The following is a 15,422-nucleotide window of genomic DNA, read 5'->3' on the forward strand; positions in this document are numbered from 1 at the left end:
TGGGCTGTACTGAATTCTGTTAGCAGACACGAATCGTTGGGCGGGCACACAAGATGCCAGTTTCACTCGCGAATGTTTGCAAACGCAACTTGACCCCGATTTAGGAAATTTCATGGCAAATACCGCACAAGCGCGCAAACGCGCTCGTCAAGCAGTTAAGCAAAACGCGCACAACTCGGCACAGCGTTCGACCCTGCGTACCGCAATCAAGGCCGTCCGCAAAGCCATCCAGGCTGGCGACAAGGCCGCTGCGACCACCATCTTCCAGCAATCCGTGTCGACCATCGACAGCATCGCTGACAAGAAGATCATCCACAAGAACAAAGCAGCCCGCCACAAGAGCCGTCTGGCTGCTGCCCTGAAGGCACTGTCCGCTTAATTAGCGAGGTGCGTGCGGCTTTAGGGCCGCGCAGGCAGTTCTGTGCAGAGCAAGACCCGCCCGACTTCGGTCCCGGCGGGTTTTGTCGTTTGGCCTTCACTGCCGAGTTTGCCTTCTGCCGGGCATGGCCGGAGGGGCGCAGCGTTTAAAACCATAGCGCACAGTAAAATACTGGTGCATAATGTGAAACGCCCGTCTTATGTCTTATAGAAGACCTCAGCAAGACAGGGGAGCGTTACCCACCGTTTTCAGCCATCGCGCCACCCGCGCGATCATCGAGGAAAAAGCGTATGAGCAGTGATCCGACCATCATCTACACCCTGACCGACGAAGCGCCGCTGCTGGCGACGCACGCCTTCCTGCCCGTCGTCAGCACCTTCACCAAGCCGGCCGGCATCAAGGTCGAGCAGAGCGACATCTCGGTCGCTGCCCGTATCCTGGCGCAGTTCCCGGAAAACCTGACCCCGGAACAGCGCGTCCCCGACGCCCTGACCGAACTGGGCAAGAAGACGCTCGAGCCGGACGCGAACATCATCAAGCTGCCGAACATCTCGGCTTCGGTGGGCCAGCTGACCGCGGCCATCAAGGAACTGCAGGGCAAGGGCTACAACCTGCCGGACTACCCGGCCGACCCGAAGACCGACGAAGAAAAGGCGATCAAGGCGCGCTACGCGAAGTGCATCGGCTCGTCCGTCAACCCGGTCCTGCGCGAAGGTAACTCGGACCGCCGCGCACCGAAGGCCGTCAAGGAATACGCACGCAAGAACCCGCACTCGATGGGCGAATGGTCGCAGGCATCGCGCACCCACGTGTCGCACATGACCGGCGGCGACTTCTACCACGGCGAAAAGTCGATGACCCTGGACGCCGCGCGCGACGTCAAGATGGAACTGGTGACCAAGTCGGGCCAGACCATCGTGCTGAAACCGAAGGTCGCGCTGCAGGCCGGCGAAATCATCGACTCGATGTTCATGAGCCGCAAGGCCCTGCTGGCCTTCTACGAGAAGCAGATCGAAGACGCGAAGAACACCGGCGTGCTGTTCTCGCTGCACGTGAAAGCCACCATGATGAAGGTCTCGCACCCGATCGTGTTCGGCCACTGCGTGCGCATGTTCTACAAGGAAGCGTTCGAGAAGCACGGCGCCCTGTTCGACAGCCTGGGCATCAACGTCAACAACGGCATGGCCGATCTGTACAACAAGATCGCCGACCTGCCGGCCTCGCAGCGCGAAGAAATCGAACGCGACCTGCACGCCTGCCAGGAACACCGTCCGGCGCTGGCCATGGTCGACTCGGCCAAGGGCATCACCAACTTCCACTCGCCGAACGACGTCATCGTCGACGCCTCGATGCCCGCGATGATCCGCGCCGGCGGCAAGATGTACGGCGCCGACGGCCGCCTGAAGGAAGTCAAGGCGGTCATCCCGGAATCGACCTTCGCGCGCATCTACCAGGAAGTGATCAACTTCTGCAAATGGCACGGTGCTTTCGATCCGAAGACCATGGGCACCGTCCCGAACGTGGGCCTGATGGCGCAGCAGGCCGAGGAATACGGCTCGCACGACAAGACCTTCGAGATCACCGAAGACGGCGTGGCCAACATCGTCGACCTCGCGACCGGCGAAGTCTTGATGAGCCAGAACGTGGAAACCGGCGACATCTGGCGCATGTGCCAGGTGAAGGACGCCCCGATCCGCGACTGGGTCAAGCTGGCGGTCACCCGCGCGCGCAACTCGGGCATGCCGGCCGTGTTCTGGCTCGACCCGTACCGTCCGCACGAGAATGAGCTGATCAAGAAGGTCAAGACCTATCTGAAGGACCATGACACCAGCGGCCTGGACATCCAGATCATGTCGCAGGTCCGTGCGATGCGCTTCACGCTGGAACGCGTCTCGCGCGGCCTGGACACCATCTCGGTGACCGGCAACATCCTGCGCGACTACCTGACCGACCTGTTCCCGATCCTGGAACTGGGCACCTCGGCCAAGATGCTGTCGATCGTCCCGCTGATGGCCGGCGGCGGCATGTACGAAACCGGCGCGGGCGGTTCGGCGCCGAAGCACGTGCAGCAGCTGGTGGAGGAAAACCACCTGCGCTGGGACTCGCTGGGCGAATTCCTGGCGCTGGCCGTGTCGCTGGAAGACCTGGGCCTCAAGACCGGCAACAGCAAAGCCAAGGTGCTGGCCCAGACCCTGGACGCCGCTACCGGCCGCCTGCTGGACAACCGCAAGTCGCCGTCGCCGAAGACCGGTGAACTCGACAACCGCGGCAGCCAGTTCTACCTGTCGATGTACTGGGCCCAGGAGCTGGCCGCGCAAACCGGGGACGCCCAACTGGCGGCCAAGTTCGCGCCGCTGGCCAAGCAGCTGGCAGCCGACGAGCAGAAGATCGTCGCCGAGCTGCTGGAAGTGCAGGGCAAGGCGGTCGACATCGGCGGCTACTACAAGGCCGACGACGCGAAAGTCAAGGCCGTGATGCGTCCGAGCGCGACCTTCAACGCCGCGCTGGAATCCTTCGCAGCGTAATCCGGGCCCGCCTGGATAGACAAAACCCGCCGGCGTATGCCTGGCGGGTTTTTTTACGCCCCGCGCAGGCATGCATATCCATTTTTGCTTGCGGCCTCGCATGCACAGCTTCGATACTCGGGTGGATCAACCCACTCGCGGAGCCGCCATGCCTGTCCCGTATCGCCCCCTCATCGCCGCCCTGGCCCTCGGTTTGTCCTTGTCGAGCCAGGCCGCCGTCCTGAATGTCGACGTCGGCAGCCAGCTGCCGCGCATCGACCTGGTCAAGGCCGGCACCCACCACTACCTGCGCTTCATGCGCACCCCGTCGACCGGCGCGAGCCAGCCGATCGATATCTGGACGCGCGAAATCCGGTTCGAAGAGCGGGGCGGCAAGCGCCGCATGCGCATCGTGCAGCGCTGGGATGGCGTGCTGCCGAAACCGTCGGTGCGCACCTTCGATTCGTGGTTCGAGGCGGGCACCTTCCGGCCGCTGACGCACCAGCGCGTGAGCGAGATGGACGGCAAGCGCGTGGTCGAGGGCTTCGTGTTCGCGCCGGACAAGGTCACCGGCATGCAGGATCTCGCCGAGAACACGCACAAGGATCTGTCGGTGGTGTCAAACGAGCCGACCTACAACTTCGAGACCGATATCGAGTTCATGCAGGCGCTGCCGCTGGCCGAGGGGCTGGATGCGCGCGTGAATTTCTATCATCCGGGCGGGAGCATGGCGCCGCAGCGATATTCGTTCCGCGTGACCGGCTCGGCCGCCATCGCGGGCCCAGGCGGGCCGGTGGATTGCTGGGTGGTGAAGACCGACTACAACCGGCCGGGGAGCGAGTCGACGTTCTGGTTTGCGAAGGGCAGCCAGCAGATGGTGCGGCAGGAAAGCCCGCTGCCGGATGGGCGGGTGATGGTCAAGACCTTGATCGATTGACTCGTAACGCTTGCATGGCCGCGCATCGTAGGGTGGGCGGCTTCGCCGCCCACGCGTTCAAACAGTGCGTGAATGGCAGGCGCATCATCCGTTCATCGAGGAGCTGGACGCGTGGGCGGAGGCCCGCGGGGCCGCCCAGGCACACCCTACAGTCGGACTTCGATATGCTCGCCGGGCATCAGGGGATGCGTGGCCAGCGAGAAGGGCCCGATACTGCCGCGCACCAGCCGCAAGGTCGGCAAGCCCACCGCCGCCGTCATGCGCCGCACCTGCCGGTTCTTGCCCTCCTCGAGCGTGATCGCGATCCAGCTGGTCGGCTTGTCCTGGCGCGACCGGATCGGCGGATTGCGCGGCCACAGCCACTCCGGCTCCGCGATGCGCACCGCCTTGCACGGCTTGGTGACGAAGTCCCCCAGGTCGAGCGGCGCCTGCAGGCGCGCCAGCGCCGCCGCGTCCACCACGCCATCGACCTGCACCAGATAGGTCTTGGCTTCCTTGTGATCCGGATGCGCGATCTTGTGCTGCAGCTTGCCGTCGTCGGTCAGGAGCATCAGCCCTTCGCTGTCCGCATCCAGGCGCCCGGCCGGATAGATGCCGGGAATATCGAGGTAATCCGCGAGCGATTCGCGGCCCTCCTGCGGGGAGAACTGGCACAGGACCTGGAAGGGTTTATTGAACAGAATCAGGGGCATGAAACGTGGAACTGGTTAAGTAGTGGGAGCGCAGGGCGGCCGACAAGGTGTTCAATGGCGCCGTGAGAAATACTGGTGCATAATGCAAGACACCACACCGTAGTCTTATACAAGACCTGCAGCCGTATTCCACATTGTAATTCAGATGCCCCGATGCGAACGGCGTCTGCGAATGCGACCACCTGGGAGAACACATGTACCAACACATCAAGGTCCCGGCCGACGGCCAGAAAATCACCGTCAACGCCGACGCCTCGCTGAGCGTGCCCGATCATCCGATCATCCCCTATATCGTCGGCGACGGCACCGGCATCGACATCACCCCGGTGATGCTGAAGGTGGTCGATGCGGCGGTGGCCAAGGCTTATGGCGGCGCGCGCAAGATCAGCTGGATGGAAATCTATGCGGGCGAGAAGTCGACCAATGTGTATGGCCCCGATGTGTGGCTGCCGGGCGAGACCCTGGAAGCGGTCAAGGATTACGTGGTCTCGATCAAGGGCCCGCTCACCACTCCGGTCGGCGGCGGCATCCGCTCGCTGAACGTGGCGCTGCGCCAGGAACTCGACCTGTACGTCTGTCTGCGCCCGGTGCGCTATTTTGCCGGCGTGCCGTCGCCGCTGAAGCAGCCGGAAAAGACCGATATGGTGATCTTCCGCGAGAACTCGGAAGACATCTATGCCGGCATCGAATGGGCCGAAGGGTCGGACGGCGTGAAAAAGATGATCAAGTTCCTGACCGAGGAAATGGGCGTCAAGAAGATCCGCTTCCCGGAAACCTCGGGCCTCGGCATCAAGCCGGTCTCGCGCGAAGGCACCGAGCGCCTGGTACGCAAGGCGATCGGGTATGCGATCGACAACGACAAGCCCTCGGTGACCCTGGTCCACAAGGGCAATATCATGAAGTACACCGAGGGCGGTTTCCGCGACTGGGGCTACGCCCTGGCGCAAAAGGAATTCGGCGCCGAGCTGATCGACGGCGGCCCATGGTGCAAGTTCAAGAATCCGAAGACCGGCCGCGAGATCACGATCAAGGATTCGATCGCGGACGCCTTCCTGCAGCAGATCCTGCTGCGCCCCGCCGAATACAGCGTGATCGCCACCCTGAACCTGAACGGCGACTATATTTCGGATGCACTGGCCGCGCAGGTCGGCGGCATCGGCATCGCGCCGGGTGCGAATATGTCGGATTCGGTGGCGATGTTCGAAGCGACCCACGGCACCGCGCCCAAATACGCGGGCAAGGATTACGTGAACCCGGGTTCGCTGATCCTTTCGGCAGAGATGATGCTCCGCCATATGGGGTGGATCGAGGCGGCGAACCTGATCATCAGCGCGATGGAAAAGGCGATCACCTCGAAAAAGGTCACCTACGACTTCGCCCGTTTGATGGAAGGCGCGACCCAGGTCTCGTGCTCGGGCTTCGGCGAAGTGATGATCGAGCAGATGTGATGGACCCGGCGGCGCACTACGAGCGTGTGAAAAATTCGTCCATGGCTGCGTTGCCTCGTCTCGCCGTACGAGTGTACTGTCTTCGACTCGGCGCCTTGCCATAGCCGTTTTTTCACACCCTCTACGAGCGGATCGGCCGCCTGGTCTACGGTTTCCACCGCTGGGTGAAACCCGAACGCCTGCGCGACCCGCAGGCGCTGCCGCCGGCCTTCGCCGAACGCGGCGCCGCGCTGGCGGAGCGCTACGATACGGCGCTGGCGAGTTTCCAGACAGGGGAGGGCGCTGCGAGCAGCGCGGATATCGCCGCACTATTGGCGGACGCCGAAGCGTTCATCCGCGCGATGCAGGCGGCGGGAGCGGAGTAGTATCCATTCCGATCGGGACGAATAATGGAACGCGGGGCGAAAAAAAACCCCGCCAGGGCGGGGTTTCTTGCTTCCGGGAGGGGAAAGATTACATGCCCTGGATGTTGGAAGCTTGCTTGCCTTTCGGGCCTTGCGTGACTTCGAATTGGACTTTTTGACCTTCTTTGAGGGTCTTAAAACCGTTCATATTGATCGCGGAGAAGTGTGCAAACAGATCCTCGCCGCCGTCATCAGGAGTGATGAAGCCAAAGCCTTTGGAATCATTGAACCACTTAACAGTACCAGTTGCCATAAAAGAACTTTCAAATTTTAACTAATCACACGAGCCATAAAAGCAAGAAGCTTCTTGCCCCCTCCTCAGCCTGCTCACTTCTTATCAACAAGTACATAAGTACACAGTCGATAACTGCATTGTTGGTTGAATAACCACGCAAGTCAAGAGCTTTTGCGCGCTTGTTGCCAAATTTTTCACGGCAGAGGTAACCCAGCTCTTGATTTCGTCAATTGGATCGCCATCTGCGCATTCAACGGAAAACGCGTAAGATGGAAAGCACATGAAAACGAGCTGATGTTTACGCTTGGCACTGATTTTGAAAGCATTAGAATACGTCCCATGGCTACCAAGCATGACACCGAACAGCTGCTGGAACGGCAGACAGTAAAACCGCCACCGCTTTACCAGGTGGCGTTGCTGAACGACGACTACACGCCAATGGAATTCGTGGTCGCGATCATCCAGGAGTACTTCAACAAGGATCGCGAAACGGCGACCCAGATCATGCTTTCCGTGCACCAGCACGGCAAGGGCGTGTGCGGGGTGTTTTCCAAAGATATAGCGTGTACCAAAGTGGAGTTTGTCTTAACGCATGCGCGTAAGGCAGGGCATCCCCTGCAATGCGTGATGGAGGAAGTATGATTGCGCAGGAACTTGAAGTATCCCTACACATGGCCTTTGTCGAAGCCCGGCAGGCGCGCCACGAGTTCATCACCGTGGAACACCTGCTGCTGGCCCTCCTCGACAATCCATCGGCCGCCGAAGTCCTGCGTGCGTGCGCGGTCAATATCGAAGACCTGCGCAAGACCTTGACTAATTTTATCGGTGATAACACCCCGACCGTGCCCGGCACGGGCGAGGTGGACACCCAGCCGACGCTCGGATTCCAGCGCGTGATCCAGCGCGCGATCATGCACGTGCAGTCGGCTTCGAACGGCAAGAAGGAAGTCACCGGCGCCAACGTGCTGGTCGCGATCTTCGGCGAGAAGGATTCGCACGCCGTCTACTACCTGCACCAGCAGGGCGTGACCCGCCTCGACGTGGTCAATTTCATCTCGCACGGCGTGCGCAAGGACCAGCAGATGGACACCACCAAGGCGTCCGAAGGCGTGGAAGAAGCGCAGGTCGAAGGCCAGGCCAAGGAATCGCCGCTCGACCAGTTCACTCAGAACCTGAACAAGTCGGCCGCCGACGGCAAGATCGATCCGCTGATCGGCCGCGAGGAAGAAGTCGACCGCGTGATCCAGATCCTGTGCCGCCGCCGCAAGAACAATCCGCTGCTGGTGGGCGAGGCCGGTGTCGGCAAGACCGCCATCGCGGAAGGCCTGGCATGGCGCATCGTCCAGGAAGACGTGCCCGAGATCCTGCAGAACGCCGTCGTGTACTCGCTCGACATGGGCGCGCTGCTGGCCGGCACCAAGTACCGCGGCGACTTCGAGCAGCGCCTGAAGGCCGTCCTCAAGCAATTGAAGGACACCCCGAACGGCATCCTGTTCATCGACGAGATCCACACCATCATCGGCGCGGGTTCCGCATCGGGCGGCACGCTCGACGCATCGAACCTGCTGAAACCGGCCCTGGCGAACGGCCAGCTCAAATGCATCGGCGCGACCACGTTCACGGAATTCCGCGGCGTGTTCGAGAAGGACCATGCCCTGAGCCGCCGCTTCCAGAAGGTGGACGTGAACGAACCGTCGGTCGAGCAGACCGTGGCGATCCTGCGCGGCCTGAAGTCGCGCTTCGAAGAGCACCATGGCGTCAAGTATTCGGCGTCGGCGCTGTCGACCGCGGCCGAGCTGGCGGCGCGCTTCATCAACGACCGCCACCTGCCGGACAAGGCCATCGACGTGATCGACGAAGCCGGCGCCGCCCAGCGCATCCTGCCGAAGTCGAAGCAGAAGAAGACCATCGGCAAGACCGAGATCGAGGACATCATCGCGAAGATCGCGCGGATTCCCCCGCAAACCGTCAACCAGGACGACCGCAGCAAGCTGCAGACCATCGACCGCGACCTGCGCAACGTGGTGTTCGGCCAGGATCCCGCGATCGAGGCGCTGTCGGCCGCGATCAAGATGGCGCGCGCGGGCCTGGGCAAGACCGACAAGCCGATCGGCTCCTTCCTGTTCTCGGGTCCGACCGGCGTCGGCAAGACCGAAGTCGCCAAGCAGCTCGCTTTCATCCTGGGCATCGACCTGGTGCGCTTCGACATGTCCGAGTACATGGAGCGTCACGCGGTGTCGCGCCTGATCGGTGCGCCGCCGGGATACGTCGGCTTCGACCAGGGCGGCCTGCTGACCGAGGCGATCACCAAGAAGCCGCACACCGTGCTGCTGCTGGACGAGATCGAGAAGGCGCATCCGGACATCTTCAACATCCTGCTGCAGGTGATGGACCACGGCACGCTGACCGACAACAACGGCCGCAAGGCGGACTTCCGCAACGTGATCATCATCATGACCACCAATGCGGGCGCCGAAAGCCTGACGAAGCGCTCGGTGGGCTTCGTGGATTCGAAGGCGGCAGGCGACGAGATGGCCGACATCAAGCGCATGTTCACGCCGGAGTTCCGCAACCGCCTGGACGCCATCATCAGCTTCCGCGCGCTGGACGAGGACATCATCCTGCGCGTCGTGGACAAGTTCCTGATGCAGCTGGAAGAGCAGCTGCACGAGAAGAAGGTGGAAGCGGTCTTCACCGAGAAGCTGCGCAAGTTCCTCGGCAAGAAAGGCTTCGACCCGCTGATGGGCGCGCGTCCGATGTCGCGCCTGATCCAGGACATGATCCGCAAGGCGCTGGCCGACGAACTGCTGTTCGGCCGCCTGGTCAACGGTGGCCGCATCACGGTCGACATCAACGAGAAGGACGATGTCGTGCTCGAGTTCCCGGAAGGGGATGCGGCGCCGCCGCCGGCTCCGGCGGAGACGGTCGAGATCGAATAAGGTTTGGTCTTGCGATGAAAACCGCGCTTTGGCGCGGTTTTTTTTTGCGCTAACGCTTTGCGAACAAAATTGGGTTCCCGCCTTCGCGGGAACGACGGTCTTTAAGCTAGCTCCCTTAATCGGCGCTGCGATATTAGTTGGCCTTGAAACCGTCATTCCCGCGCAGGCGGGAATACTGCCACTGGCACTATTCCCTCCAAGTTTGCCAGCACACCCGCGACCCACTTTTTTTGCACGTATGCACGCCGAATCCACATGCGCGTGTGGCAAACTCATCCTCTTTCCCAAACTTGCCACACAGAACATGACCGTCCCCCGCACCATCCTCGCGCTGTCCCTGGCGCTCATCGGCAGCCAGGCCGCCGCCGCCGACCCCTACTTCCGTTTCCCCGCCGTGCGCGGCGACACCGTCGTCTTCACCGCCGAGGGCGACCTGTGGCGCACCACGCTGGCCGGCGGCAAGGCCACGCGCCTGACCACCCACCCGTCGAGCGAAACCCAGGCCGCGATTTCCCCGGACGGCAAATCGATCGCCTTCGCCGCCTCCTACGAAGGCGCGCAGGAAGCCTATGTGATGCCGATCGAGGGCGGCCTGCCCAAGCGCGTCACCTTCGAAAACGGCGGTGTGACGGTGCTGGGCTGGACCGCGCAGGGCGAGGTCCTGGTGAGCACCGAGAATTCGACCGGCCCATCGAAGCACCGCGTGGTCGCGGCGCTGGACCCGGCCAGGCTGACGCGCCGCGTGCTGCCGCTGGCCGACGCCAACGACGCCACCCTGAGCGACGACGGCCGCACCGTGTTCTTCACGCGCATGGGCCTGTCGATGACCAACGATAACGTCAAGGCCTACCGCGGCGGGGCGCACGCGCAGTTGTGGCGCTACGAGCTGGGCCAGCCGGGCGAGGCGACGCCGATGTTCAAGGGCGACGACGCCAACAACCGGCGCGCCATGTGGTGGCAGGGCCGGGTCTACTTCATCAGCGATGCCGGCGGCTCGGACAATATCTGGTCGGCGCTGCCCGACGGGAGCGACCGCAAGGTCCACACCAAGCACAGCGACTGGGACGTGCGCACCGCCTCGCTGGGCGACGGCCGCATCGCCTACCAGCTGGGCGCCGACCTGCACGTGTTCGACATCGCCAGCGGCGCCGACACCGTCGTGAAGGCCAGCCTGGTGTCGGACTTCGACCAGCAGCGCACCCGCCGCGTGCGCTCGCCGCTCGATGCGCTGACCGATATCGAGGTGGCCAACAAGGCCGAGCGCATCGTGCTGACCGCGCGCGGCCGCGTCACCGTCGCCGGCACCGGCAGCCACCGCCGGGTCGAGATCGCGGTGCCTGAAGGGGCGCGCGCCCGCAGCGCGGTGTTCAGCCACGACGACAAATGGGTCTACGCGTTTGTGGACACCACCGGCGAGAACGAGATCTGGCGCTACGCCGCCGACGGTTCCGGCAAGGGCGAGCGCCTGACGACGGATGGCGCCAGCCACCGTTCCGGCATCTATCCTTCGCCGGACGGCAAGTGGCTGGCCCACACCGACAAGAAGGGCCGCACCTGGCTGCTCGACCTGAACGCGAAGACCAATGTGATCATCGACGACGCGCGCCAGGTCGGCGCCGACCGTCCGGACCAGGTGGTGTGGTCGCCCGACAGCCGCAACCTGGCCTTCGTGCGCGTCGGCAGCAGCGAGCAGCGCAACCAGATCGGCATGTACAACCTGCCGTCGAAGTCCAAGGCCTTCGTCACCACCGACCGCTACACCGCCGATTCGCCGGTGTTCTCGCCGGACGGTAAATGGCTGTACTTCCTCTCGGCGCGCAACTTCAACGTCAGCAATGGCGGCCCATGGGGCGACCGTAACATGGGGCCGGTGTTCGACCGCCGTGTCGGCGTGTATGCGCTGGCGCTGCAGCCCGGCGTGCGCTTCCCGTTCAAGGCCGAGGACGAGCTGACCAAGCCGGAAGAGAAGTCGCCGGAAGCCGCCGCGCGCCTGGCGGTGACCACGCCGGGCAAGGAAGACGCCGTCGCGATCGCCGCGGCCACGGCCGCTGCGAATGCCGTCAACGCGGCCAATGCCGACAAGGCCAAACCGGCGGCGCCGGTGCCGGCGGTCGACTACGCCGGCCTGCGCGAGCGCCTGTACGTGGTGCCGATCGCACCGGGCAACTACCGCGGCCTCGACATCGACGACAAGCGCCTCTACCTGCTCGACACCGGCGACAACGGACGCGGCGTGCTGAAAACCCTGGAGATCTCGCGCAGCTCGCCGCAACCGGAAACCTTCGCCGCCAACGTGCGCAGCTGGGGCCTGAGCAGCGACCGCAAGCACGTGTTCTACCGCACCGCTGCCGCCACCGGTCCGGGCGAGATGCTGATCGTTCCGGCCGGCGCCAAGGCACCGGCCGACGTCAGCAAGGCGCGCGTGAAGGTCGACGACTGGGCGATCAGCACCAATCCGCGCCTGGAATGGACGCAGATGTTCAACGACGCCTGGCGCATGCACCGCGACTTCCTGTACGACGCCAATATGCGCGGCGTCGACTGGGCCGCCGTGCGCGGCAAGTACGCGCCGCTGGTAGAGCGCGTGACCGACCGCGCGGAACTGAACGACGTGCTGGGCATGATGGTGGGTGAATTGGGCGCGCTGCACTCGCAGATCGTCCCGGGCGACATCCGCCGCGCCACCGGCGAGGGCGTGCCGTCGAGCCTGGGCGCGGTGCTCTCGCGCGTCGGCGACGGCTTCCGGGTCGACCGCATCTACCGCAGCGAGCCGGAGCTGCCGCTCGAACGCGGCCCGCTGGCGCAACCCGACGTCGGTGTCAAGGAGGGCGACATCATCACCGCCGTCAACGGCAAGCAGCTCAGCGAATCGCGCGACATCGCCGACCTGCTGCTCGACCAGGCCGACAAGCAGGTGCTGCTGCACGTGAAGAGCGGCGGCGACAAGAACGCCAAGCCGCGCGCCGTGATCGTCACGCCGGTGTCGATGGTGCGCCACGCCAGCCTGCGCTATGCCGACTGGGAGCAGGGCAGGGCGCAGCAGGCCGACGCGGCCTCGAAAGGCCGGATCGGCTACCTGCACCTGCGCGCCATGAGCACAGCCGACATCAACGCCTTCGCGCGCGACTTCTACGCCAACATCAACAAGGAAGGCCTGATCATCGACGTGCGCCGCAATAACGGCGGCAACATCGACAGCTGGATCATCGAGAAGCTGCTGCGCCGCTCGTGGGCGTTCTGGAGCGCGAACGGCAACCAGCCCCAGTCGAACATGCAGAACACCTTCCGCGGCCACCTGGTGGTGCTGATGGACGAGCTGACCTACTCGGACGGCGAGACCTTCGCGGCCGGCATCAAGGCCCTGAAACTGGGCCCGCTGGTCGGCAAGCGCAGCGCCGGCGCCGGCGTCTGGCTCAGCGACGGCAACACCCTGGCGGACAACGGCCGCGCGCGCGTGGCCGAATTCGGCCAGTTCGCGACCGACGGCGAGTGGCTGATCGAAGGCGTGGGCGTGACCCCGGACGTGGAGGTCGAGAACCTGCCGCACGAGACCTTCGCCGGCCGCGACCGCCAGCTGGAAGTGGCGATCGAGCTGCTCGAGAAGAAGATGGCGGAGCAGCCGGTCAAGCCGTGGAAACCGGCGGCGATTCCCGCGTTGCGCCGCGACGGCGGCCCGCGCGAAGGCATCCCGCGCGAAGGCGCGGCGGGCGGCGCGACCCAGCGCTGACAGGCGACATTGTGGCGGCGTGGTGAAACGGTATCTGCCGTTCATCACGCCGTCACAATTTGTTTCTATGATGCAAGCATCTTCCTTTCGAGGTACTTGCAATGCGACTCGATTCGCTCCAGACCGGCACCAGGATCCTCGGCGCCTTCGCTCTCGTTTCCCTGCTCCTCATCATGCTGGCCGGCGTCGCGCTGTGGCGCATGCAGGCCACCGACGCGCTCACCAGCGACCTGGTCTACGACAAGCTGGCCAAGCAGCAGCTGACCTCCGACCTGCTCGGCGCCGAGCGCCTGAACGGCTCGCGCACCGTCGCCATCGCGCGCAGCGACAGCCTGGAGCTGGCCGATTACTTCAACGCTCAGCTGGCCGCCGGCAAGAAGAACGTGGCCGCGATCGAAGCCAAACTCACCAGGCTGCCGCGTTCGGCGCGCGAAGCCGCCCTGATGGCCGAGGCGGGCAAGCACAAGGCGGCGCTGGACAAGGTGCAGGCGGCGCTGTTCCAGGCCAAGGAATTCGGCCAGACCGGGGTCGTCGAGGGACTGGTCGGCGGCGACTGGGAACGGCACTACCAGGCCTATACCGGCGCGCTGGCGGCGCTGCTGGCCCACGAGGGCGAGGCGGCGCACCGCCTGGCCGAGGAGTCTGGCGCGGCATCGGCCTTCGGCAAGTCGCTGGTTCTCATTCTCGGCCTGGCGGCGCTCGGCGTCGGCGCGCTGCTCGCCTGGGTCCTGACCCGCAGCATCGTCGGCCCGCTCAGGGAGGCGGCGCAGCTGGCCGAGCAAGTAGCGCACGGCGACCTGCGTCCGCTCATCCGCCACCGGCGGCGCGATGAGATCGGCCGCCTGTTCGACGCCCTGAATGGCATGACCGGCGGCGTGGCGGCCACCGTGTCCCAGGTGTTGCAGGGCGCGCAGGCGATCGACTCGGCGTCGAGCGAGATTGCCGACGGCAACGGCGACCTGTCGCGCCGCACCGAGCGCCAGGCCGCGGCCCTGAGCCAGACCGTCGGCGCGATGGACGCGCTGCTCGCGGCGATCGCCCGCAACAACAACAGCGCGCGCTCGGCCAACGCCCTGATCCAGGCCGCCTCCAGCGTCGCCAGCCGCAGCGCCGGGGCGGTCGAGCAGATGGTCGCGCGCATGGGCGCCATCAAGGCCTCGGCCGACAAGATCACCGACATCACCGGCATGATCGACAGCATCGCCTTCCAGACCAATATCCTGGCGCTGAACGCGGCGGTGGAGGCGGCGCGCGCCGGCAGCGAAGGACGCGGCTTCGCGGTGGTGGCGGCTGAGGTGCGCAACCTGGCCCAGCACTCGGCCACCGCGGCCAAGGAAATCAAGCGCCTGATCCACGAATCGAGCGAGCAGATCGCCGCCGGCACCGGCATCGCCGGCACCGCGGGCGAGACCATGCGCGCGGTGCTGCAGCACGTGCACGAGGTAGCGGGCCTGCTGGAGACCATCCATGCCGCCAGCGGCGAGCAGGCCGGCGGGGTGGAGCAGGTCAGCCGGGCGATCGCCGAGATGGACGAGTCGACCCAGCAGAATGCGGCGATGGTCGAGGAAGCCGCGGCCGCGGCGGAATCGATGCGGCGCCAGGCGGCCGAGCTGTCGGCGCTGGTGGCGACGTTCAAACTGCGCGAGGTGGCAAAAGCGGCAGAAGCGGCCGCAGTGGCCAGAGCCCCGCTGGCGCTTACTTGATCAGCGGGACCACGTAGGCGTTCAGCTCGGCCAGCTTGCCCTCGCGCAGGCGCCAGACGTCGCAATACGAATTCGGCACCGGACGGCCGCCGTCGTCGTAGCTGGTGATCTCGCCGATCGCGGCGACCTGGTCGCCCTCCGCGATCATGCTGCGCACCGTGAAGTCGGGCGGCTCGACGTATTCCTCGGCCATCCAGCGCCGCACCGCTTCCTTGCCGTACAGGGTTTCGCCGCCCACCGTGGACCAGATGACGTCTTCGGTGCAGTGGGACAGGAAGCCTTCGTTGTCGCCGGCGCGCACCGCCGCGTTGGCCTGCTCGAGGACGGCCTTGTTTTGTTCGGACATGGTGTCTCCCTTGCGTTTGCTGGAAGGTGCAGCATACCGTAATGACGCCACCCGCAGCACGCAGTTCCGTAGGGTGGGCAATCTTTTGCCCACGCGTTCAACTAACGA

At 64.5% G+C, this 15,422-nt stretch carries 12 protein-coding genes; 9 read left to right on the forward strand and 3 right to left on the reverse strand.

What is annotated here, in order from left to right; genetic code table 11:
• The first annotated feature begins 112 nt into the window (after positions 1 to 112).
• From rpsT to LQ564_RS21740, 3 genes are all read left to right on the forward strand, one after another.
• Complete coding sequence (gene rpsT / locus LQ564_RS21730) at positions 113 to 379, forward strand: 30S ribosomal protein S20 (protein WP_036216299.1); 267 nt, start codon at positions 113 to 115, stop codon at positions 377 to 379.
• Between the two features lie 290 nt (positions 380 to 669).
• Positions 670 to 2,904, forward strand: a complete 2,235-nt coding sequence (locus LQ564_RS21735) for an NADP-dependent isocitrate dehydrogenase (protein WP_231060194.1) — start codon at positions 670 to 672, stop codon at positions 2,902 to 2,904.
• Positions 2,905 to 3,052: 148 nt separating this feature from the next.
• Positions 3,053 to 3,820, forward strand: a complete 768-nt coding sequence (locus tag LQ564_RS21740) for a DUF3108 domain-containing protein (protein WP_231060195.1) — start codon at positions 3,053 to 3,055, stop codon at positions 3,818 to 3,820.
• 146 nt (positions 3,821 to 3,966) lie between these two features.
• Here the strand turns inward: LQ564_RS21740 and LQ564_RS21745 are convergent, their stop codons facing one another.
• Complete coding sequence (locus LQ564_RS21745) at positions 3,967 to 4,512, reverse strand: pseudouridine synthase (protein ID WP_231060196.1); 546 nt, start codon at positions 4,510 to 4,512, stop codon at positions 3,967 to 3,969.
• A gap of 194 nt (positions 4,513 to 4,706) precedes the next feature.
• Between LQ564_RS21745 and icd the strand changes: the two genes are divergently transcribed.
• Entirely contained in the window at positions 4,707 to 5,960 is a 1,254-nt protein-coding gene (icd, locus tag LQ564_RS21750) for an NADP-dependent isocitrate dehydrogenase (protein ID WP_231060197.1), read from the forward strand.
• 164 nt (positions 5,961 to 6,124) lie between these two features.
• A complete protein-coding gene (locus tag LQ564_RS21755) occupies positions 6,125 to 6,325 on the forward strand; it encodes a hypothetical protein (protein ID WP_231060198.1) in 201 nt (66 codons plus the stop codon).
• 88 nt (positions 6,326 to 6,413) lie between these two features.
• On the opposite strand, the gene cspE is transcribed toward LQ564_RS21755, so the two are convergent.
• A complete protein-coding gene (cspE, locus tag LQ564_RS21760; protein ID WP_020653506.1) occupies positions 6,414 to 6,617 on the reverse strand; it encodes a transcription antiterminator/RNA stability regulator CspE in 204 nt (67 codons plus the stop codon).
• Positions 6,618 to 6,938: 321 nt separating this feature from the next.
• On the opposite strand from cspE, the gene clpS reads away from it, so the two are divergent.
• From clpS to LQ564_RS21780, 4 genes are all read left to right on the forward strand, one after another.
• Positions 6,939 to 7,241, forward strand: coding sequence for an ATP-dependent Clp protease adapter ClpS (clpS, locus tag LQ564_RS21765; RefSeq protein ID WP_231060199.1), 303 nt, complete (start codon positions 6,939 to 6,941; stop codon positions 7,239 to 7,241).
• On the forward strand, positions 7,238 to 9,538 hold the full coding sequence (gene clpA / locus LQ564_RS21770; protein WP_231060200.1) for an ATP-dependent Clp protease ATP-binding subunit ClpA: 2,301 nt from the start codon (positions 7,238 to 7,240) through the stop codon (positions 9,536 to 9,538). The genes clpS and clpA overlap by 4 nt, the downstream gene beginning before the upstream one ends.
• 304 nt (positions 9,539 to 9,842) lie before the next feature.
• Positions 9,843 to 13,265, forward strand: a complete 3,423-nt coding sequence (locus tag LQ564_RS21775; RefSeq protein WP_231060201.1) for a S41 family peptidase — start codon at positions 9,843 to 9,845, stop codon at positions 13,263 to 13,265.
• Positions 13,266 to 13,366: 101 nt separating this feature from the next.
• A complete protein-coding gene (locus LQ564_RS21780; RefSeq protein ID WP_231060202.1) occupies positions 13,367 to 14,968 on the forward strand; it encodes a methyl-accepting chemotaxis protein in 1,602 nt (533 codons plus the stop codon).
• On the opposite strand, the gene LQ564_RS21785 is transcribed toward LQ564_RS21780, so the two are convergent.
• Entirely contained in the window at positions 14,961 to 15,314 is a 354-nt protein-coding gene (locus LQ564_RS21785; RefSeq protein ID WP_231060203.1) for a nuclear transport factor 2 family protein, read from the reverse strand. The two genes, LQ564_RS21780 and LQ564_RS21785, sit on opposite strands and share 8 nt — an antisense overlap.
• Positions 15,315 to 15,422: the final 108 nt, after the last annotated feature.

This window comes from Massilia phyllostachyos (genome assembly GCF_021044825.1).
Taxonomy (GTDB): domain Bacteria; phylum Pseudomonadota; class Gammaproteobacteria; order Burkholderiales; family Burkholderiaceae_D; genus Telluria; species Telluria phyllostachyos.